Source organism: Chroococcidiopsis sp. (assembly GCF_051657925.1).
Lineage (GTDB): Bacteria > Cyanobacteriota > Cyanobacteriia > Cyanobacteriales > Chroococcidiopsidaceae > Chroococcidiopsis.
Window position 1 is genome coordinate 1 of the sequence record NZ_JBOFLP010000291.1, and the last position, 20,508, is coordinate 20,508.

General features: G+C 45.8%; 18 protein-coding genes. 11 read left to right on the forward strand and 7 right to left on the reverse strand.

Features of this window, described 5'->3' with window-relative positions; genetic code table 11:
* The 7 genes from cysT to ACRC32_RS23780 form a co-directional block, all read left to right on the forward strand.
* A partial coding sequence (gene cysT / locus ACRC32_RS23750; RefSeq protein WP_438556289.1) for a sulfate ABC transporter permease subunit CysT occupies positions 1-611 on the forward strand: 611 nt, incomplete at its 5' end.
* A 7-nt stretch (positions 612-618) separates the two neighbouring features.
* On the forward strand, positions 619-1,470 hold the full coding sequence (gene cysW, locus ACRC32_RS23755; protein WP_438556305.1) for a sulfate ABC transporter permease subunit CysW: 852 nt from the start codon (positions 619-621) through the stop codon (positions 1,468-1,470).
* An 85-nt stretch (positions 1,471-1,555) separates the two neighbouring features.
* The gene (locus tag ACRC32_RS23760; RefSeq protein ID WP_438556290.1) at positions 1,556-2,668 is read left to right on the forward strand and encodes an ABC transporter permease; all 1,113 of its coding nucleotides are present in this window, start codon (positions 1,556-1,558) and stop codon (positions 2,666-2,668) included.
* A complete protein-coding gene (locus ACRC32_RS23765; protein ID WP_438556291.1) occupies positions 2,655-2,855 on the forward strand; it encodes a hypothetical protein in 201 nt (66 codons plus the stop codon). Before ACRC32_RS23760 ends, ACRC32_RS23765 begins: the two co-directional genes overlap by 14 nt.
* Positions 2,856-2,896: 41 nt before the next feature.
* Positions 2,897-4,483, forward strand: coding sequence for a sensor histidine kinase (locus ACRC32_RS23770; RefSeq protein WP_438556292.1), 1,587 nt, complete (start codon positions 2,897-2,899; stop codon positions 4,481-4,483).
* A gap of 116 nt (positions 4,484-4,599) precedes the next feature.
* Positions 4,600-5,052, forward strand: coding sequence for a response regulator (locus tag ACRC32_RS23775; RefSeq protein ID WP_438556293.1), 453 nt, complete (start codon positions 4,600-4,602; stop codon positions 5,050-5,052).
* Positions 5,018-7,078, forward strand: a complete 2,061-nt coding sequence (locus ACRC32_RS23780) for a response regulator (protein WP_438556294.1) — start codon at positions 5,018-5,020, stop codon at positions 7,076-7,078. The genes ACRC32_RS23775 and ACRC32_RS23780 overlap by 35 nt, the downstream gene beginning before the upstream one ends.
* A gap of 90 nt (positions 7,079-7,168) precedes the next feature.
* Here the strand turns inward: ACRC32_RS23780 and tsaB are convergent, their stop codons facing one another.
* Positions 7,169-7,783, reverse strand: a complete 615-nt coding sequence (gene tsaB, locus ACRC32_RS23785) for a tRNA (adenosine(37)-N6)-threonylcarbamoyltransferase complex dimerization subunit type 1 TsaB (RefSeq protein WP_438556295.1) — start codon at positions 7,781-7,783, stop codon at positions 7,169-7,171.
* Positions 7,784-7,860: 77 nt separating this feature from the next.
* A complete protein-coding gene (locus tag ACRC32_RS23790) occupies positions 7,861-8,109 on the reverse strand; it encodes a Ycf34 family protein (protein WP_039716981.1) in 249 nt (82 codons plus the stop codon).
* Between the two features lie 82 nt (positions 8,110-8,191).
* On the opposite strand from ACRC32_RS23790, the gene ACRC32_RS23795 reads away from it, so the two are divergent.
* Positions 8,192-9,439, forward strand: a complete 1,248-nt coding sequence (locus ACRC32_RS23795; RefSeq protein ID WP_438556296.1) for a CCA tRNA nucleotidyltransferase — start codon at positions 8,192-8,194, stop codon at positions 9,437-9,439.
* A gap of 54 nt (positions 9,440-9,493) precedes the next feature.
* On the opposite strand, the gene trmD is transcribed toward ACRC32_RS23795, so the two are convergent.
* On the reverse strand, positions 9,494-10,234 hold the full coding sequence (gene trmD, locus ACRC32_RS23800; RefSeq protein ID WP_438556297.1) for a tRNA (guanosine(37)-N1)-methyltransferase TrmD: 741 nt from the start codon (positions 10,232-10,234) through the stop codon (positions 9,494-9,496).
* Positions 10,235-10,667: 433 nt separating this feature from the next.
* On the opposite strand from trmD, the gene ACRC32_RS23805 reads away from it, so the two are divergent.
* Together ACRC32_RS23805 and cphA are read left to right on the forward strand one after the other, a co-directional pair.
* Positions 10,668-11,531 (forward strand): cyanophycinase, encoded by an 864-nt coding sequence (locus tag ACRC32_RS23805; RefSeq protein WP_438556298.1) that lies wholly within the window; start codon positions 10,668-10,670, stop codon positions 11,529-11,531.
* A 325-nt stretch (positions 11,532-11,856) separates the two neighbouring features.
* On the forward strand, positions 11,857-14,550 hold the full coding sequence (gene cphA, locus ACRC32_RS23810; RefSeq protein ID WP_438556299.1) for a cyanophycin synthetase: 2,694 nt from the start codon (positions 11,857-11,859) through the stop codon (positions 14,548-14,550).
* A gap of 56 nt (positions 14,551-14,606) precedes the next feature.
* Here the strand turns inward: cphA and tatA are convergent, their stop codons facing one another.
* The 4 genes from tatA to ACRC32_RS23830 form a co-directional block, all read right to left on the reverse strand.
* Positions 14,607-14,774 carry a twin-arginine translocase TatA/TatE family subunit gene (gene tatA, locus ACRC32_RS23815; protein ID WP_438556300.1) on the reverse strand — a complete coding sequence of 56 codons (168 nt, stop codon included), beginning with the start codon at positions 14,772-14,774 and terminating at the stop codon, positions 14,607-14,609.
* A gap of 116 nt (positions 14,775-14,890) precedes the next feature.
* Positions 14,891-16,267 (reverse strand): serine/threonine protein kinase, encoded by a 1,377-nt coding sequence (locus tag ACRC32_RS23820; protein ID WP_438556301.1) that lies wholly within the window; start codon positions 16,265-16,267, stop codon positions 14,891-14,893.
* A 41-nt stretch (positions 16,268-16,308) separates the two neighbouring features.
* Positions 16,309-16,767 (reverse strand): GNAT family N-acetyltransferase, encoded by a 459-nt coding sequence (locus tag ACRC32_RS23825; RefSeq protein ID WP_438556302.1) that lies wholly within the window; start codon positions 16,765-16,767, stop codon positions 16,309-16,311.
* Between the two features lie 54 nt (positions 16,768-16,821).
* Positions 16,822-18,024, reverse strand: a complete 1,203-nt coding sequence (locus ACRC32_RS23830; RefSeq protein WP_438556303.1) for an RpoD/SigA family RNA polymerase sigma factor — start codon at positions 18,022-18,024, stop codon at positions 16,822-16,824.
* 728 nt (positions 18,025-18,752) lie between these two features.
* Between ACRC32_RS23830 and priA the strand changes: the two genes are divergently transcribed.
* On the forward strand, positions 18,753-20,508 hold a 1,756-nt coding region (gene priA / locus ACRC32_RS23835; RefSeq protein ID WP_438556304.1), incomplete at its 3' end, for a replication restart helicase PriA.

The following is a 20,508-nucleotide window of genomic DNA, read 5'->3' on the forward strand; positions in this document are numbered from 1 at the left end:
TGAATGGACTTTTTGGCACTCTGATTGCCTGGGTTTTAGTGCGCTACACATTTCCCTTCAAAAGATTGATTGACGCTTCGATCGATTTGCCCTTTGCCCTACCAACATCGGTTGCAGGGCTAACGCTGGCAACAGTGTACAGCAATAATGGCTGGATTGGCTCTTTGCTTGCCCCATTAGGGATTAAGGTATCCTTCACCCGTTTGGGGGTATGGGTAGCAATGATTTTTATTTCGCTGCCTTTTGTGGTACGGACAGTGCAACCTGTCATGCAAGAAATGGAACGCGAGATTGAAGAAGCTGCTTGGAGTTTGGGAGCAAATCAATGGCAAACTTTTGTGCGAGTAATTTTACCACCTCTATTTCCAGCCATCTTGACTGGTGTGGCTTTGGGTTTCTCTCGTGCGGTTGGGGAGTACGGCTCAACCGTAATTATTTCCTCCAACACGCCTTTTAGAGATTTAATTGCACCCGTACTGATTTTTCAACGCTTAGAGCAGTACGACTACTCTGGTGCAACTGTCATCGGTACGGTGTTGCTGCTGATTTCATTAGTGTTGCTGCTGTTGATTAATCTTTTGCAGGCTTGGGGAAGACGGTATGACGACTAGGAAGGATATGAATTCTCAGATGAATAATAGCAAAGCTGCGCCTAGCGAACAAAAGAGTTGGATTGGGGCCATTTTGATTGTCGTAGCGATCGCCTATGTCAGTCTAGTACTTTACATCCCCGCCTTAAACGTCTTCATCCAAGCTTTTAGCAAAGGAGTTGGTCCATTTTTTGCTAACCTGACTCGACCGGAGTTTCTCCATGCCGTCCAATTAACCGTAATGTTAGCTGCGATCGCCTTACCGCTGAATACAGTTTTTGGGCTATGTGCGGCTTGGGCGCTGACTCGTCATCGATTTCCAGGTCGTGCTTTTGTTTTGAGTTTGATCGATCTGCCCTTTTCGATCTCGCCTGTAGTTGCAGGTTTAATGATTGTCTTGCTCTACGGACGACAAGGATGGTTTGGTGAATGGTTGCAAGATCGCGGGCTAAATATTATCTTTGCCTTTCCAGGTATGGTTTTGGCAACAGCATTCGTAAGTATGCCGTTTGTTGCGCGTGAGGTGATTCCCGTATTGGAAGAATTAGGGTCAGATCAGGAAGAAGCGGCAAAAACTCTAGGCGCAAACGACTGGCAGATCTTTTGGCGCGTCACCTTGCCTAATATCCGTTGGGGTTTACTTTACGGCTTAATTTTGACTAATGCGAGAGCTATGGGTGAATTTGGTGCTGTCTCAGTGGTTTCGGGAAATATTTCGGGAAAAACCCAAAGTTTACCGCTATTTGTTGAAGATGCTTACAAGCAGTATGAAACCGAAGCCGCCTACTCTGCTGCTGTACTGTTAGCACTGTTGGCTGTAGTGACGTTGGTATTGAAAGAAGTTTTGGAACGGAAAACTCGGATTAAAGATGTGGAATAGGGTGAAATTTTGTATTTAGCTTAAAATACAGACTTAACTGGCTACAAGGGCACACGGCTGTGCGCCCCTACTCTCCTCCCCAATCATGAACTGGTGGCAAAGACTTAAAAAGAATCCCCTCGCCCGCTTTGGGGCGATTCTACTACTCATTTTTTACATTGCGGTTATCGCTGCTGATTTTGTCGCACCCTACGACCCTTATGAGTCTCAAGCTAATGGTTCCCTGCTGCCACCCACACAAATTTATTGGCAGAATACACAGGGGCAATTTGTTGGACCCCACGTTTATCCTACGACTCAAGGTAAGACAGATTTAAATACAGGCGATCGCCAACTGATTGTAGACCGTACTAAGCCTGCTTGGTTCCGCTTATTTGTTGCAGGCGATCGCTACCAACTGTTTCGTCTCAGCTTACCACTGGGCAATAATTTTGAAGAAGTGGAAATATTTAGCGGCATTCCCGTCGATCTGCATTTATTCGGTACAACTGGGGCTAAATTTAACTTGTTGGGAACTGACGAACAGGGACGCGATCAATTTAGCCGCCTGCTACATGGGGGGCGCGTTAGCCTCAGCGTCGGTTTAATCGGAGTCGCTATCTCTTTTCCCCTCGGCATGATTGTCGGCGGTATTTCTGGCTATTTTGGTGGCTGGATCGATAGCGCGATCATGCGTCTTGTAGAAGTATTAATGACGATTCCTGGTCTTTATCTATTGGTTGCTTTGGCAGCAGTTTTACCACCAGGACTAAGTAGCGCCCAGCGATTTATGCTGATTGTTTTAATTACTTCTTTTATCAGTTGGTCTGGACTAGCGCGAGTAATTCGCGGACAAGTTCTATCGATTAAAGAGCGAGAATTCGTTCAAGCGGCTAAAGCTATGGGTGGCGATCCTTTCTACATCATCATCCGTCACGTTCTGCCTCAAACAGCAACGTATATCATCATCTCAGCAACTCTATCCGTACCTGGATTTATTGCGGCAGAATCGGTATTAAGTCTAATTGGTTTGGGCATTCAGCAACCCGATCCATCTTGGGGCAATTTGCTCTCTTTAGCAACAAATGCCTCAATTTTAGTACTACAACCTTGGTTGGTTTGGCCTCCCGCGATATTAATTATTGTTACAGTGCTGGCGTTTAATTTATTAGGAGATGGCTTGCGCGATGCTCTCGATCCTCGTAGTGTCAGACGGTAGGAGACAAGTCGCAAGTCGCAAGTCGCATGGCGACAAGGGAGACAAGGGAGGCAAGGGAGCAGAGGAGCAGAGGAGAGATCGGAAGCAATTCTGGTTCCACTGGTTCCACCAGCCACTAGCCACTCACTACACCCCACACCCCACACCCCACACCCTTTCTTCACTGATAACTGTAGAGGTGGATTAAGCTGGATTATTCCTTAATATTCTTTCCAGCTTTTCTTGCTTATGCTTAGTAGTCTGTTGTTGGGTGCAAATAGTGTCATTGCGGTTTGCTACTTCGCAATATCCTTCCTGATCTTTCAAGGACTCCGACGCGGACAAGAGCATTTACTCAAGAACCCACTCGTTCTAGCAACTGTTATTATCTTTTTCACCTGTGCGGTGGGTCACTCTGTCCATGTTGTAGGTGGAATTGTCGATCCACGATTTGCCCAACTGACAATGCAGGTGCAAGTTGTTGTGGACTTGCTGACTGCTAGTATTGCTGTCATTTACTTTGCACTGCGCCGACAGTATTCGCTACTGATTGATGGACCGTTGCTGCTAGCTCAGACTCAAAGCCAATTGGCGAAAGCGATCGCCGAGCTAGCACAAACAAAAAACAATTTAGAGAATGCGGTTGCAGAACGCACCACCGAATTATTACACGCCAATCAACAACTGGATGAATTGTTGGGACGCGAACAAAAGGCTCGTCAAGAAGTCACCGAACTACTAGAAAGCATTTCCGATGCGTTTTTTGCCTTGGACGGCGACTGGCGATTTACCTACATTAATTCCCAAGCCGAAAACTTGTTGCAGCGATCGCCAGATGAATTACTCAATCGTCACATTTGGTCTGAATTTCCCGCAATTGTAGGAACTATATTTGAGCGCGAATATCGCCGAGCCGCAACCGAGCAAGTCACCGTCCGATTTGAAGAATTCTTTGTACCACTTGACAAATGGTTAGGGGTTCGAGTTTATCCGGCGGCGAACGGGTTATCAGTTTATTTGCAAGATATTACAGAGCGCAAACAAGAACAGTCACTTCTACAAGAACTCAATCATAATCTAGAACAACGGGTAACCGAGCGCACGTCACAATTAGAAGCTGCGAATAAAGAACTAGAAGCATTTTCCTATTCTGTCTCTCACGATCTTCGCGCCCCACTACGCAGTATCGATGGTTTCAGTCTAGCTTTACTAGAACGCTGTACTAACTTGGACGAGAAAGGGAAACACTATCTGCAACGTATTCGTGCTGCCAGTCAAAGAATGGGAGAACTGATTGAAGAATTGCTTCACTTATCGCGGGTGACGCGCAGCGAAATGCGGTTACAAAATCTCGATTTGAGCGCAGTGGTGCGAAATATCGCTTCAGAATTACAACAGGCACAACCAGAACGAGCCGTAGAATTTGCGATCGCTCCTGATATCAACGCACCAGCAGATCCACAACTCATTCGAGTTTTATTTGAGAATTTACTCAACAACGCTTGGAAATTTACCTCACGCAAAAAATTTGCTCGAATTGAATTTGGCAAGCTTCCATTAAAACAGCTCAAATTCTTTACGGAACGCTCTTTATCTCCTTTTAATTCTTCTAATGTTTATTTTATTAGTGACAATGGTGCTGGCTTCGACATGGCATATGCTGCTAAATTGTTCGTTGCCTTTCAACGCCTCCACTCAGAAGATGAATTTCCTGGTAATGGCATTGGATTGGCTACAGTCAAGCGGATCGTTCTACGTCACGGAGGGCAAATTTGGGCAGAAAGTACCTTAGATCGAGGCACAACATTTTTCTTCACACTACAAGAGAGAATTTGAGAATTCAAAGGGAGTAGGGAGACAAGGGAGACAAGGGAGCAATTCATGCATTCAAAATTCCCTACACCCCACACCCCACACCCTACACCCCATTCTTCACCGATAACTGAGAAAAAATGTCTAAAAAACTGATCTTACTAGTAGAAGATAATCGCGATGATGAAGAACTAACGCTGATGGCATTTGAGCGCAGTGGTTTAGAGTATGAAATTGATGTTGTCCGCGATGGAGCTGAGGTACTAGACTACTTATTTCATACTGGGAAATATAGCGATCGCCACCCCAAACAGCAACCAACATTAGTACTGCTGGACTTAAATTTACCGAAGGTGAGTGGTTTAGAAGTTATACGCCGCTTACGAGCTGATGCAAAAACTCGTTCTCTTCCCGTTGTCGTACTGACAACTTCCAACGAACAGGAAGATATGATTAACAGCTACGAATTAGGGTGCAATAGCTACGTGCGCAAACCTGTAAACTTTACGGATTTTTTGGTAGCTTCTCGGCAACTTGGGTTATACTGGCTCCACTTAAATGAATTCCCGCTATGTAACTCATACCGTGAGTAAACCTCTACGTATCTTACTAGTTGAAGACTCAGAAGATGATGCTGAGTTGTTGGTGTGTCATCTAGAACACCATAACTGCGATGTAGAGTGGCTGAGGGTAGAAACTCCAGAGGCAATGTCGAGCGCCCTAGATCGCCAACAGTGGGATATCATTCTAGCCGATTATTCATTACCAAAATTTAATGCCACTGCTGCTTTGCACGTATTGCAATCTAAAGCTTTAGACATTCCATTTATCATCGTCTCTGGCAATATTGGTGAAGAAACTGCTGTCGCAGCCATGAAAGCCGGAGCGCACGACTACATTATGAAAGGGAACTTGGCGCGTCTAGTCCCCGCGATCGAACGAGAGATTGAAGAGGCTGCTTCTCGGCGAGAACGCCAACGCATTCAGTTAGAACTCAAAGAAAGTGAAGCTCGCTGGCATTTAGCACTAGACGGTACTAATGACGGAATTTGGGACTGGGATCTTAAAAATAATACAGTTTTTCTTTCAGCTCGGTGGAAAGCAATGCTGGGTTATACAGAAAATGAGATTGGGAATTGCTTTGAAGAATGGTCGAACCGCGTGCATTTAGACGATGTGGAATCGGTGATGCGATCGCTACAAGAGCATCTTGCCCGACAAACTGAATTTTACCGTACAGAACATCGCCTGCGTTGTAAAGATGGCACTTACAAATGGATTTTGTCTCGCGGCAAAGTCTTGTGGGATGAAACTGGCGCTGCAATTCGCATGGTTGGTTCCCATACAGATATTACTTCCACGAAGCAGATGGAAGATACCCTAAGAGAACAAGCCGAAAGTTTAACAGCAGCAAATCGGATCAAAGATGAGTTTTTAGCTGTTGTCTCTCACGAACTACGCGCACCGCTCAATGCCATTCTTGGTTGGTCGCAAATACTTCGCACGCGAAAATTTACGACGACTACCAAATGGGAAATATTAGAAGCGATCGAACGCAATGCGAAATGGCAACAACATTTAATTGAAGATTTATTAGATGTTTCCCGCATTGTTCAAGGCACGCTCGAACTTCAGTTTGCTCCGGTCTATCTACCGTCGATTATTGCTGCAACAATTAAGGCAGTACAACCGATGGCTGATGCAAAAAGAATTCAACTTAAGTTTACAGTCGATCCTGATTGGGAAGACGCAGAAATAGAAAGACAAATTTTGCTTTTGGCTGACTCTAACCGATTGCAACAAGTCTTTTGGAATTTGCTAAGTAACGCAATTAAGTTTTCTACCGAAGGTCAACAGGCGGACATTTGCCTATCATTAGTTGCGGACGATTCTAACAGCCAAGCTCAAATTGACAGCTACGCTCAAATTCAAATTATCGATCGCGGTCAAGGCATTAGTGCCGAGTTTCTGCCGCATGTATTCGATCGCTTTCGGCAAGAAAATAGCTCAAGTACCAGATCGCATGGCGGGTTAGGATTGGGACTGGCGATCGTCCGTCACATCGTCGAAATGCACGGTGGGACAGTTGGTGTTGCTAGCGGCGGAGTCGGACAGGGAGCGACTTTCACAGTTCAGCTTCCACTACCAAAACAACAATTGAGTCAAAATCGGCAGCCTTCTACTGCCGATCTCTGGTTGGAGACATCAGAACCATATCCCTTAGTGGGGAGAAAAGTTTTAGCGGTTGATGACGAACCCGATACTTTGGAATTATTGGCAGTAGCTCTCACGGAGTACGGTGCTGAGATTGTTGTTGCTAGCTCAGTACCGGAAGCGATCGGTGCCTTTACCCAGTTCAAACCAGATATTATGGTTTGCGATCTGGGGATGCCAGGCGAAGATGGTTATGCTTTGATTCACCAAATTAGAATGCTAGAGATAAAACTAGGTACTCATACCCCGGCGATCGCCTTGACTGGATTTGCCAGAGATTCAGACCGCGAGCGTGCGATCGCTGCTGGTTTTCAAATACATCTCTCTAAACCCATCAATCCCTATCAATTAATGTCGATAATTCTGAAACTGACTAAAAATAATTATTTAGCTGAAAAGATATAAGGAAGTAGGGAGCAGGGAGTAGGGAGTAGGGAGTAGGGAATAAGAGAGAATTCTGAACCCACTGCTTTTTGACTTTTAGCTTTTGACTTTTCAAGCTACCGGATGCTGTCCGTAAAAAGGTAATGCTGCTGACCAGTGGGGGCGTTTGCCTTGTTGCCATTCGAGTTCGGCTAATTCTAAAATCTGGGAGACAGAAGCCCCTAAATTACCCTCGGCAGAAACTAGTTGATAAGGAGCTGAAAAATCAACCAAAGTTTGCTGCCATGCTTCGGGAGACATAACTGTATCTGCTAATAGGGGAGTTAAGGCTTGTGAATCTGAAGTCAATTGATAAATTGCCGTAAATAATTGTCCTCGCTGGGCTGGCATTTGTACAGCGATAGGTTTTTCGCCTCGATGTCCCCAGGCGACTGCGGCTAAAGTTGAGATGGCAAATAGGGGAATATCGAGTTGTTGCGCTAGCGTCCGCGCCGTTACCACGCCAATGCGCGTTCCTGTAAAGCCTCCTGGTCCCTTAGCTACAGCAATAAATGCCAAATCTGACCAAGTTTGAGGTTGCAGAAACTCTGCTAAATTTTGGTGCAAAAGACTTGACAGATCGCGCCCCAAATGCACAACGCGATCGCGTCTATCTTCCTGAAAATTACTAATTGCCAGTCCTAACTCTGGTGTTGTCGTGTGTAGAGCAAGGGCGTAGTTGGTCATTCGTCATTCGTCATTTGTCATTTGTGATTATTCTGCCTTGTCCCCCCTACTCCCTGCTCCCTGCTCCCTACTCACTCTCAAGTGGGTACGAGTTCGCCGGGGCGCAGTTTTGACCATTTACCCATTTCGGCTTTGAAACTGAGGCAACCTACTACGTCCCATTCCATTTCAATGTAGTCTTCTTTGGGACGGATATTGACGTTAATGCTTGGTTCAACTGGTTCAAAACTTGGGTTTTCGGTCAAGTGGGGTTGCTGGTGTTGGTGTTCTACTGCATGATAGGTCATGCAGCGATCCACGTAATGGCAATTGACGCAGATGCACATAGAACCTTCTCCATTTGCTTTTCTGTTAATTTAGCTTATACAAACTGGATGTGAGTCAGTTGCTGGGTTGATTTTTGTTGCGATGTCTCCCTCTTTATTATCTCAATTATTTACCGATCTGCCCTTTGGCTGGGAATGGTTGCCTCAACCATCGTACCTAGTAGGTGGTGCAGTCCGCGATCGCCTACTCGGTAGAAACTCAGATTATTTGGATTTAGATTTTGTTTTACCAGAAAAAGCGGTTGAGACAGCTAGGGCGATCGCCAAACATTACAAAGCTGGTTTTGTCTTACTCGACGCGCAAAGGCAGATTGCTAGAGTTGTGTTTAAAAATGCTACCGTTGATTTTGCCTTACAAGAAGGTGCTTCTCTCGAAACCGACTTGCAACGACGAGATTTCACGATTAATGCGATCGCCTACAATCCTCACACTCAAGAACTCATCGATCCTTTACAGGGCTATACTGACTTACAGCAATGCTTGTTACGGATGATATCGCCTGCAAATTTGCAAGACGATCCGCTACGATTGCTAAGAGGTTATCGTCAAGCTGCTCAGTTAGATTTCGCTCTCGAACCAAATACGCGATCGACAATTCGTCAGCTTGCACCTTTAATCAAACGAGTAGCAGCCGAACGAGTACGAGTAGAATTAGGCTATCTCCTGAATAGCGATCGCGGTACGGCATGGTTGCAAGCTGCTGGGGAAGATGGGTTACTTGCACCTTGGTTTCCTAGTATGACGCGATCGCATATAGAGCGATTACTCAAGGTTAACTCTGCCGCTGCTAGCTTATCATCATTTCCCCAGTTAGTTCGAGAACTCAGTCAACCAGTACGAAATACAATCAAAACTTCCTGGTTGGGAATTGTCAAACTGACTTGTCTCGTTTCTACAAATTCAGCCACAGCAGAAATAGAGTTAGATAAATTAGCCTACAGTCGGGCAGAAATTAAAGCTGTCACTACAGCCTTACAACTATTACCTCAACTCCAAGCAAAATCACCCAGACAAATGACTTTAGCAGACCAATACTTTCTCTTTCGTGCTGCTAGTGTTGTTTTTCCCGCGATTGTAATTTTAGCTGTAGTAGAAGGAACGAGTATAGATTCACTCTCTTTGCTCATTCACCGCTATTTCAACCCCAAAGATCCAGTTGCCCATCCTACCCCAATTTTGACAGGTCATGACTTAATGAAAGCTCTTAAACTCTCCCCTAGTCCCCTGATTGGGGAAATGCTGTTACAGATTCAACTGGCTCAAATCGAAGGTAAAATCTCGACTGTAGAAGAGGCGATCGCATTTGCGGCAAAAAGACTAGACAGTTGACAGTTATCAGTGAAGAAAGGGTGTAGGGTGTGGGGTGTAGGAAAATTTTGAATTTTAAATTTCTTTCTCCCCCAGCTCCCTCTGCTCCCTCAGCTCTCTTCCCCCTGCTCCCTGCTCGTGCGCTCCCTCTAACAGATCGGGACGGCGATCGCGGGTGCGTTGAATTTGCTGTTCGTAGCGCCACTGGGCGATCGCTTGATGGTTCCCCGAAAGTAGAACTTCTGGAACTTTCCAGCCGCGAAATTCTGCTGGACGAGTATATTGAGGATAATCTAACAACCCTGCCTCAAAACTTTCGGCTTTCAGAGACTCTGTTTTTCCTACCGTTCCTGGTTGTAGCCGGATAACTCCATTCATCAATGCTAGAGCGGGAATTTCTCCTCCAGTTAACACGAAATCACCTAAAGAAATTTCTCGCGTGACTAAATGCAGTACGCGATCGTCTACCCCTTCATAATGCCCGCAGATAATGACTATTTGCTCGCAGTTACCTGCTAATTCTTTGAGCAACGATTGATTCAAAGGTTGACCTTGAGGAGTCATTAATATCGTTTCTCGACGCGGTAAAATTGGGAGTGATTCAACGGCAGCGAAAATCGGATCTGGTTTCATCAACATCCCTACACCACCACCGTAGGGTTCGTCATCGACCTTGCGATGCTTATCGGTGGTAAAGTCGCGGGGATTGACCAGATTTACCTCAGCAATTTTTTTTGCCAAAGCTTTACACATCAATCCTGAACTAAGGGGAGAGATAAAGAAGTCGGGGAAGAGAGTAACTATATCAAAGCGCACAAAAACTCAACCAGAAAAATGACTATATTAAACAGTTATCAGTTGTCAGTGAAGAAAGGGAGTAGAGAGCAGGGAGTAGGGAGCAATTATCAGTGACCAGTGACCAGTGACCAGTGACCAGTTAGCAGTGTCTTGTTCTCACGCACCACGACGCGGCTCCAATGCGCGGGACACGCGCGCTTCCGCTTGCTTTCCAATGCGCGGGACACGCGCGCTTCCGACCGCTTCACCACTCACCACTCACCACTCAATGACAAAAGTGTTGCTTATTGTTTAAATTATGTTTAAATATTGTCACGTCTGGCAAATTACTGAGCGGTCAGGGTAAAAAAAATTCAATTGGTACGGTCTCAACCTCGGATTGAATGCTTTGCAGCACTGAAGCGATCGCGGGAGCGGACATTGAATGGGGTTGACGAGAAGGAAAGAAACAATGGTGCAATTAGAGGCTCAATCGCTGGAAATGAGGACTCCCCAAGCTACAAAAACAGCCATTTTGGTGATCGGTGGAGCAGAGGATAAGGTTCACGGAAGGGAAATCCTGCACACGTTTTTTGCTCGTGCCGGATCGACAGATGCCCACATTGCTATTATTCCTTCTGCTTCTCGCGAACCGACAATTATTGGCGCACGCTATCTTAGCATTTTTGAAGAAATGGGAGCAAAAAAAGTCGAAGTCTTGGATATCCGAGAACGACAACAGTGCGAGGAGCCAAACGTTCAGGCGTGTCTGGCTGCTTGTACGGGAGTCTTTTTGACCGGGGGGGATCAACTACGTCTGTGTGCGGTGTTGGCAGATACCCCAGCGATGGATATTATTCGGATGCGGGTGCAGCGGGGACAGCTAACTTTAGCTGGTACGAGTGCGGGAGCTGCCGTGATGGGGCATCACATGATTGCTGGCGGTGGCAGCGGCGAGTCACCAAATCGAGCGCTGGTAGATATGGCGATCGGTCTGGGAATCATCCCTGATGCGATTGTGGATCAACACTTTCACAATCGCAATCGGATGGGACGGTTGCTCAGTGCAGTTGCCTGTCATCCAGATCGTTTGGGGATCGGTATCGATGAAGATACTTGCGCTATGGTCGAGAAAGATGGCACTTTAAGGGTGATGGGCAAAGGTACAGTTACAATTGTCGATCCTGGGGAAATGTCTTACACTAACCATGCCGATATTGGTGCTGTCGAGCCTTTGAGTTTGCATAACCTGCGAGTACATATTCTGAGTTATGGCGATCGCTATCATTTACAAAAGCGGATCGTTTTGGCTCCCGTGCAGAGACTACCGCAATAGTCAAGTATTCGTAGGGGCGGGTTTTGACCAAAGATTTACGGCTGAGACTGTGAATTTCTCTGCTAAACCCGCCCGTACAAAAGTTGTAAGTCAAGTATTCGTAGGAGCGGGTTTTGACCAAAGATTTATGGCTAAGGCTGTTAATTTCTCTGCTAAACCCGCCCGTACAAAAGTCAGAAGTCGGAATTCGGAGTTATATTCTTTCGTTGGGAAGAATATGAACTGCATTTTCGATTTTCAGTGAAAATGTGATTTTCGATACAGTTGTCGCGAAGTCTTGAGCGAGACACTAGTTAATTGGTTGCACCCCCCATTTCCCAATCCCATGAGAATTCTGAAAATCCAGACTTTACGCGGTCCCAACTATTGGAGCATTCGCCGACATAAGCTGATCTTGATGCGGCTCGATTTAGAAGAGTTAGCCGAGCAACCGACAGATCGAATTCCAGGCTTCTATGAAGGACTAGTCGAGACTCTACCGAGTTTAGAATCGCATTTTTGCTCTCCTGGGTGTCGTGGTGGTTTCCTGATGCGGGTGCGGGAAGGCACGATGATGGGGCATGTGGTGGAACATATCGCCTTAGAGTTACAAGAACTGGCAGGCATGTCAGTCGGCTTTGGACGGACGCGGGAAACTTCAACACCAGGGATTTATCAAGTGGTGTTTGACTATGAAGACGAGCAGGCAGGACGCTATGCGGGAAGGGCTGCCGTGCGGATGTGCCAAAGTATTGTGGAGCAAGGAAGATATTCCCAAGTTGAGTTAGAGCAGGATTTGCAGGATCTCAAGGAACTGTATCGGGATGCGGCGTTAGGACCGAGTACGGAAGCGATTGTAGAAGAAGCAGCAGCTAAGGGCATTCCCTGGATGAATTTGGGGGCGCGGTTTTTGATTCAGTTGGGTTACGGTGCGAATCAGAAGCGGGTGCAAGCTACGATGAGCGATCGCACGGGAATTTTGGGTGTAGAACTTGCCTGCGATAAGGAAAGCACGAAACGGATTTTAGACAATGCCGGCGTACCCGTTCCTCAAGGGACGACAATTAGCTATTTAGATGAATTAGAAGATGCGATCGCCTCTGTTGGCGGTTATCCAATTGTGATTAAACCCTTGGATGGCAACCACGGGCGGGGCATCACGATCGATATTAGAACCTGGGAAGAAGCTGAAGCCGCCTACGATGCTGCTAAAGAAGTTTCTCGCGCTGTAATCGTCGAACGCTACTACGTCGGGCGCGACCATCGCGTATTAGTCGTAGATGGTACGGTGGTTGCCGTTGCCGAGCGCGTCCCCGCTCACGTTGTTGGTGATGGTGAGAGTACGATCGAACAGTTAATTGAAGAAACGAACCAAGACCCGAATCGGGGTGAGGGACACGATAACGTTCTGACCAAAATTCAACTCGATCGCACTAGTTTCCAATTGCTCGAACGCCAGGGTTATACCTTAGATACGGTATTAACAGAGGGCGAAGTTTGCTACTTGCGGGCAACGGCAAACTTGAGTACGGGCGGGATCGCTGTAGACCGTACCGATGACATTCACCCAGAAAATGCTTGGTTAGCGCAGCGAGTCGCGAAAATCGTTGGCTTAGATATCACGGGGATCGATATTGTCACCTCTGATATCAGCCGTCCGTTGCGGGAAACTGAAGGCGTAATTGTAGAAGTGAATGCGGCTCCAGGCTTTAGGATGCACGTTGCTCCCAGTCGCGGTATTCCTCGTAACGTTGCTGGGGCAGTATTAGATATGTTGTTTCCCCCAGGTACGCCCAGCCGAATTCCAATTATTGCCCTGACGGGAACGAATGGTAAAACAACCACTACGCGCTTGACGGCACACCTGATTAAACAGAGTGGCAAGGTTGTCGGTTACACCACAACTGATGGAACGTATATCGGCGATTATTTAGTAGAACCAGGCGATAATACTGGTCCCCAAAGCGCCCAGTTGATTTTACAAGACCCCACGGTGGAAGTTGCCGTACTAGAGTCGGCACGGGGAGGCATTTTGCGATCGGGACTGGCTTTTGATGCTAGCGATGTTGGGGTTGTGTTAAATGTGGCTGCCGATCATTTGGGCATTGGCGATATTGACACGCTCGAACAAATGGCACACCTCAAGAGCGTGGTGGCGGAAGCCGTGCAACCGAATGGTTATGCCGTCCTCAATGCCGACGATCCGCTTACAGCAGAAATGCGCGATCGCGTCAAGTCTAAGCTAGCTTGGTTTTCCATGTCTTCAGACAACCCTTTAGTGCGGGAGCATACTCAACAGGGGGGATTGGCTGCGGTGTATGAAAACGGCTACCTATCAATTTTGCAGGGAGATTGGACGCTGCGGATCGAACAGGCGGCGAACGTACCGTTAACTATGGGCGGACGCGCACCGTTTATGATTGCCAACGCTTTAGCTGCTAGTTTGGCAGCTTATGCCTACGGCGTGCAGATCGAACAGATCCGTGCTGGATTAGCTACGTTCCGTGCTTCCAGCAGTCAGACTCCTGGGCGGATGAATTTATTCAACCTGGGTGAATACCATGCCTTGGTAGACTACGCTCACAATCCCCACAGCTACGAGGCATTAGGGGGATTTGTGCGTAACTGGACGGCAGGAGAAAGAATCGGTGTCATCGGAGGTCCTGGCGATCGCCGTGACGAAGATTTTATCATCCTGGGTAAGCTTTCCGCAGAAATTTTCGATCGCATCATTATTAAAGAAGACGACGATAACAGAGGTCGCCCTAGAGGAGATGCGGCTGAGTTAATTTCCAAGGGAATCATGCAAGTCAAGTCCGATTGTCGTTACGAGATCGTCTTAGATGAGACGACAGCAATCAATACGGGTTTAGACACTGCCTCCAATGGTAGTTTGGTGGTGATCCTGCCAGAAAGCGTCAGCCGTGCCATTAGCTTAATTCAAGCCCGTAATCCTTTGAGCGATAATTCCCTCCAGCCTCCCAGCGTGGCGGCGCAAGATTCACCAACTGGGATCGTATCGTCGGTGAATCAGATTTAGTCATTTGTCATTTGTCATTTGCAAGAGGTAACTTTGATGACTTTTGACTTTCCCTATTAATCTTCCGATTCAGGGCGATCTTCCTGGGGGTTTTTCAGTTCTTCTTTGAAGCCGCGTAGGGTTTTCCCCAGGGAACTACCTAATTCGGGAATTTTCTTGGGACCAAAAATTAGAATTGCGATGATGAAGATGATTCCGACTTCCGCCCATCCTAGACCAAACATATAATTCTCCTGTCAACCTTCTTTCTTATTAATCATAGTTGGGGTGCGATAACTTCGTAACAGGGAGCAGGGAGCAGGGAGCAGGGAGTAGTTAATTCCAACTGACAACTGACAACTTACGACTTGGTAACTGGGATTTTCAGCCAGGTGCTGAGTTCTTGGGCTAGCCAGTTAATTTCAGAAGGAGAGATAGAACCATCGTTACCGAATTCGTATTTTCTGGTTCCCGCCCAAATTGTCAAGCGGGAGACATTGCCAAAAGATGCGATCGCGAGTTTTTCGATCTCTTGTCTCGGTATTTGATGGCGTGGCTGTTTGAACTGAAAACCAAACATTTCGTAACTGCGAGAAATATAGTTACGATCTAAACTAATTCGGACTTTACCAAATAAAGCTGAAAGAATTCGCCAAACCATACTTGCACCCGCGCCCAAAAAAGGCAGTGAAAATAAGCCGAAGAAGAGATTCATGCCCATTGGTGCTGTTATGAGAGCCGAGGCTAGCCAAAATACTAAAAACGAATTCCAGGCGATCGCAAATAAGCTTAAAGAGACAATTTCAGGACTAAAACCTTTGCTAGGAAGCAAAATTTCTACAGAATTGGCATCTTGATGTAATTTAATTTTACTCCCAAACGGTTGCGAAATTGTCTGTACGATATTTACAGGTTGTTCTAACGCTGCCAACGCTTCCCGAGCCGAACTCAAACGCCGATCTAAGTTTGGTTCGGTCATCCACTTTAACCAGCGGGTAAATTCAGGACTCAAATTTGCCACCGATTCAAATTGAATGTGTCCGTTTTTGTGTGGTAAATCGGCGGGATGAGTCCCCGTAACCAAGTAAATTAAAGTTGTACCTAAGCTATATAAATCGGAGGCGGGAACGGCGCGATCGCCAAATTGTTCGGGAGGCATATAACCGTATGTCCCCACGACTGTCATCGTTCCGCCTTCCTTGGAAGCTAGAGTTTGGACAGAACCGAAATCGACTAAATATATTTTTTCTATGCGATCCCCAAGCAAAATATTGCTAGGTTTCAGATCGCGGTGAATGACGGGTGGTTTTTGTCCGTGGAGGTAAATCAAAATTTCTAGTACTGATTTAGCTAATCGTTTAACTTCCACTTCACTAAAAGTTCGTCCAGCTTTGAGTTCTGTTTCTAAAGATTTTCCTTCTACATGAGACTGTACCAGAGCAAACCCTTTACTGTAGGGTGTATCGAATTCAAAAAAATCTAAATATTTGGGAATAGCAGGATGAGATAAAGCTTTTAAAGTTTCTGCTTCCCGTTCAAATAACTTCAACGCTTCCCACTCAAAATCTATTCCGAAGGAAAGGAGTTTGATAACAACTAATTGTTGAGTTTCTAAATCCCGCCCTAACAGCGTTTTGCGTCCGGCTTTTTTTGCCAATTGTTGTTGAATTTCGTAGCGCGAAGTGAGGCGATCGCTATAGTTCATATTTTGTGACTCATAACTCGTAGGGTGCGACATATGCATCGCACCCTACAGAAATGGTAACTAATCTCTAACCTTCAAAAGGTGATGCGACAAATTCGCCAATCTGCCAAAATTTCAGCCCCTATTTGGTGATAAAATGCGATCGCGGGTTTGTTCCAATCTAGGACGCTCCATTCCATTCTCCCACAATCTCTTTCTACTGCTAACTCTGCTAAATATTTGAATATGGCTTTACCGATCCCCTGGCGGCGATATTCTGGTAAAACAAACAAATCTTCAAGATAAATTCCAGGTTTGGTGAGAAATGTAGAGTAGTTGTAGGAATACAACGCAAATCCTACAGCTTTGCCGTCAGATTCAGCCACAATTGCTTCGGCGTAGGGACGGGAACCAAATAAATGTTTTTGTAATGCCTCCACACTACCAACTACAGCATGAGATAATTTTTCATACTCCGCCAATGCTTTAATCAATTCAAAGATGGCATGAGTATCAGTTGGTTGAGATGGGCGCAAGACAAATTTATCATTCATAACCAAACTTTAGATTTCGGATCCAATCTAAAATCTAAAATCCAAAATCTAAAATTACAATAACCATCCTTTCAAGCGTTTAGCAATATGAGGACGGCGCAATTTACGCATGGCTTTACTTTGAATTTGTCTAACTCTTTCGCGAGAGAGATTAAACAAACAACCGACTTCCTCCAAAGTACAAGGTTCGCTTGTCGTTAAACCGTAACGCAGAGAAATTACGTCTTTTTCCCTGGGAGTGAGAACATCACCCAAAACATCCCATATTTCCTGTCTCATCATGGTTTCGCTCATCTGTTGTTCGGGAGATTGAGCGTCGTTGTCTTCTAAAAGATCGACTAATTCTGTATCTTCCTCTTTCCCGACTCGATGATTTAGAGATAAAGCCTTGCGCCGTAACTGTTGTAATTGACGTAACTGTTCTGGTGGAACTTCTAATGCTGCGGCTAATTCAATTTCTGAAGGATTGCGTTGGAGTTTTTGCTTCAGCTCGCGTTGATATTTTTTAAGTTTATTTAATTTTTCAACAATGTGAATTGGTAGCCGAATTGTTCTAGCGTCATTAGCGATCGCTCGCGTAATTGCTTGACGAATCCACCAATAGGCATAGGTAGAAAACTTATATCCCTTGTCGGGATCGAATTTTTCTGTGGCGCGATTGAGTCCCATTGCGCCTTCTTGAATGAGATCTAGAAATGGCAAACCACGATTCAAATAACGTTTGGCGATGGAAACTACCAAGCGTAAATTAGAACGAATCATTTTCCGCTTTGCCACTCGTCCCAAATACAGTTGGTGTTCTAATTGTTTTTCTGAAATTCCTAACTCCGCTATCAATTCTTCACGGTTTGGTTGACGTTTGAGTTGCTTTTGTATTCCTCTTTGAATTTCTTCAACTTCAACTAAAAACCGGACTCGACGCGCTAATTCTACTTCTTCGTCTGCTTTCAGCAAGGGATAACGCGCCATTTCTTTAAAAAATGCTCCCACTGCGTCGTCAAACTGAGTTTTTTGATACTCCGAAGCTCTTGCTGCTCCAATCCCATCAAAGTCTCGCTCGTCAGCCTCCCACCCTTCTGTCAAGGCGATCGCTGTGTCTTCTATAGTAGGTGTTGTTAGCTCGGGTAGCTGCTCTGGTTCCGATTCGACTTCTCGATTCAAAGCGGTAATTACCTCTATTTCGGCAATATCTATATCGCTGTTGAATTCAGGGGTAGGGAAGCGATCGTGTTGGTACGGCTGCTTTCTTTCGTACATAAACACTTGCACAAGGTAGATTGGAGACTACTTAATTTTTAATTAAGTTTCAGGCTTGAAACTTTTCTGGGTAATTATCTTCTTATGAGAAGCTTATTATCAGTTTTTCTCGACTTGAAAACCTTTCAAATTCGTATTTTTTATTACCAAATTCGCTCGGCAATAAACACTGTAAATTGAGAGCGAGAGTTTTATTAAATTTTCCAACCATGCTTATCGTAGGCTAATTATCGTTTGAAATGCAATGTAAATAGTAAGAGATTTCCTGTTTTTCTATGGCAAAGTTATTAAGTTTTTGTTAAAGGTCGTTGTGTATTTCCGAAAAACAAATAGTTCTTCCGAAAGTTATGATGTATACCAAGCCAATAGGATGTTTAGTATTCCTAAATATATGCTAGGCTAAGGAATAAAAGTTACTAATTATACACATATGCCAATCTGATTCATTAAGTTTTCTTAAAGTATTTGTTCCTAAAAATTAGGATGGCATAGAATTAACCATTTAAATCTCTACCAATGGGGAGAAAATACTTATTAGCAGTCGGAAGAGAGCAGAGGGAGCTTCCGGGGCTTCAGGAGCAGAGGAGATAAAATAACTAACTGCTCCCCGATCGCTGATAAATGACAACTGACAACTACTCACTTCATTGCGAATTCAGAAGGCAAATTGTAATATGGATTACCACAGGTCGCGCCAAGGGTAATTGTAGGAGTAGGCTAATTTAGGTATGGTCGGGGTAAATTTAACAGGCAGATCTGTGGTAGCTGAACTACAAGGATACTACCAATCGCAGACGAACCAGCGTTGGCTGGAAGTTTTGGTAGATTGCCCTGGAACGCAGGAGATCTATACCTATAAGTTGCCAGCTCAATTGACGGTACAACCGGGAGATATCCTCAGCGTGCCGTTTGGGGCAAATCAAGTTGGAGCGATCGCCTTACGATTTGTAGAGCAGCCTCCCGTCGATCTATCCCCAGACAAAATTCGTGCTGTTGAAGATGTGGTGAGTCGGGGCTTTTTCCCGCCTGCTTATTGGGAGCTACTCAATCGAGTGGCAGCATATTACTACACTCCCTTGATTGCAGCAATTCGCGTTGCTTTGCCCCCTGGACTGTTAGGGCGATCGCAGCGTCGGATTAAACTAATTGGGGAAATCAAACCTGGTGTTGATGCTTTCTTCACTCCGGCGGCGAAAGAAATTTTGGCACTGCTGCAAGCTCAACCACACAAAGACTACAGCTTTGTTTACCTGCAAAGGCAAGTCAGGAATGCCTATCGGGGAGTGCGAGAATTGTTGCGCATGTCGTTGGTAGAAAGTTATCTAGAACCACCCCGCCTGACACGCCCCAAGTTGCAAAAAGCGGTGACATTGGTAAGTACGGGATTAGAACGAGATATTACGTCTCGACAACAGGAAATTTTAGACGTGTTGCGACGGCAGGGCAGCGATATTTGGTTAAGCGAACTGTTACGGCTGTGTAACGCCAGTCCTAGCACCCTCAAGACATTAGAACAGAAGGGCTATGTTGTGATTTCAGAACGGGAAATGCTGCGGCAAGAACAAGGAGTATTGCAAGCAGCAGACGAGCCAAAAACACTGACAGCAGCTCAGTTACAAGCAGTAGAAACAATTACTCAACTAGAGGGATGCGATCGCGTCTTATTGCATGGGGTGACGGGATCGGGTAAAACTGAAGTCTATTTACAGGCGATCGCGCCCATATTACGTCAAGGCAAATCGGCTCTAGTTTTAGTACCGGAGATCGGTCTAACTCCCCAACTTACCGATCGTTTTCGCGCCCGCTTCGGTAGCAAAGTATGCGTTTACCATAGCGCCCTCTCAGATGGAGAAAGATACGATACCTGGCGACAAATGCTCTTAGGAGAACCCCAAGTTGTCATTGGTACTCGTTCTGCTATTTTTGCCCCCTTACCCCGTCTTGGTTTAATTATTTTAGACGAGGAACACGACAGCAGCTTTAAGCAAGATTCCCCCATTCCCACCTACCACGCCCGTACCGTCGCCCAGTGGCGCGCTGAATTAGAAAACTGTCCCTTAGTATTGGGTTCTGCAACCCCCTCGTTGGAAAGTTGGGTGATTAGTAGGGAGCAGGGACGAACAGGGACGAGCTGGGAGCAGGGGAAGAGAGCTGGGGTAGCTGAGGGAACTGAGGGAGAAAAACAATCTACAATCCAAAATCCAAAATCTAAATTTGATTCGCGCACCACGCACCAATCTTTCCCGACTCCCGACTCTTTTACTCATTACCTCTCTTTACCAGAACGCATCCAATCCCGCCCTCTCCCACCTGTAGAAGTGGTGGATATGCGCCAGGAGATTCAGGAAGACAATCGCTCGATTTTCAGCCGTGCGCTGTTGGAGGCTTTGCAGCAGTTGCAAGCACGGGGACAGCAGGGAATTTTATTTATCCATCGACGAGGACACAGTACGTTTGTTTCGTGTCGCAGTTGCGGTAACGTGC

Excerpts from the sequence above, each read along its gene's own strand:
- cysW (WP_438556305.1), top strand. The coding sequence starts at position 619 with ATGAATTCTCAGATGAATAATAGCAAAGCTGCGCCTAGCGAACAAAAG.
- ACRC32_RS23760 (WP_438556290.1), top strand. The coding sequence starts at position 1,556 with ATGAACTGGTGGCAAAGACTTAAAAAGAATCCCCTCGCCCGCTTTGGG.
- ACRC32_RS23770 (WP_438556292.1), top strand. The coding sequence starts at position 2,897 with ATGCTTAGTAGTCTGTTGTTGGGTGCAAATAGTGTCATTGCGGTTTGC.
- ACRC32_RS23775 (WP_438556293.1), top strand. The coding sequence starts at position 4,600 with ATGTCTAAAAAACTGATCTTACTAGTAGAAGATAATCGCGATGATGAA.
- ACRC32_RS23780 (WP_438556294.1), top strand. The coding sequence starts at position 5,018 with ATGAATTCCCGCTATGTAACTCATACCGTGAGTAAACCTCTACGTATC.
- tsaB (WP_438556295.1), bottom strand. The coding sequence starts at position 7,783 with ATGACCAACTACGCCCTTGCTCTACACACGACAACACCAGAGTTAGGA.
- ACRC32_RS23790 (WP_039716981.1), bottom strand. The coding sequence starts at position 8,109 with ATGTGCATCTGCGTCAATTGCCATTACGTGGATCGCTGCATGACCTAT.
- ACRC32_RS23795 (WP_438556296.1), top strand. The coding sequence starts at position 8,192 with ATGTCTCCCTCTTTATTATCTCAATTATTTACCGATCTGCCCTTTGGC.
- ACRC32_RS23805 (WP_438556298.1), top strand. The coding sequence starts at position 10,668 with ATGGTGCAATTAGAGGCTCAATCGCTGGAAATGAGGACTCCCCAAGCT.
- cphA (WP_438556299.1), top strand. The coding sequence starts at position 11,857 with ATGAGAATTCTGAAAATCCAGACTTTACGCGGTCCCAACTATTGGAGC.
- tatA (WP_438556300.1), bottom strand. The coding sequence starts at position 14,774 with ATGTTTGGTCTAGGATGGGCGGAAGTCGGAATCATCTTCATCATCGCA.
- ACRC32_RS23820 (WP_438556301.1), bottom strand. The coding sequence starts at position 16,267 with ATGTCGCACCCTACGAGTTATGAGTCACAAAATATGAACTATAGCGAT.
- ACRC32_RS23825 (WP_438556302.1), bottom strand. The coding sequence starts at position 16,767 with ATGAATGATAAATTTGTCTTGCGCCCATCTCAACCAACTGATACTCAT.
- ACRC32_RS23830 (WP_438556303.1), bottom strand. The coding sequence starts at position 18,024 with ATGTACGAAAGAAAGCAGCCGTACCAACACGATCGCTTCCCTACCCCT.